The 328-nt window shown below is 54.0% G+C and carries 1 protein-coding gene; it reads left to right on the forward strand.

Translation table 11 applies throughout. The features are described 5' to 3' along the window. A partial coding sequence (locus tag HUN22_RS18065) for an Ig-like domain-containing protein (protein WP_254617577.1) occupies nt 1–328 on the forward strand: 328 nt, incomplete at both ends.

Consider the following 328-nt stretch of genomic DNA (forward strand, 5'->3'; position numbering starts at 1 on the left):
GACAATACACTTCCAGTGTTGGCAGATGGCCCGCACACAGTGAGCGTGACTGCAACAGATGTAGCAGGTAACGTTTCAACTCCGGTAACCGGCACAGTGACTGTTGATGCGACAGCACCAACCCTTGCAATCACGACAGATGACCTTGCACTTGCGGCAGGTGAAGATGCCAACATTAGCTTCACCTTCAGTGAAGCGGTCGCAGGCTTTGATGCAAGCGACATCACAGTGGTAGGCGGTACATTGACTGGCCTGACTACGACTGACAACATCACCTGGACAGCAGTGTTCACACCGGATGGCACAGGCACAGCACCAAGCATTGCGG

This window comes from Acinetobacter lactucae (assembly GCF_013344765.1).
GTDB lineage: Bacteria > Pseudomonadota > Gammaproteobacteria > Pseudomonadales > Moraxellaceae > Acinetobacter > Acinetobacter lactucae_A.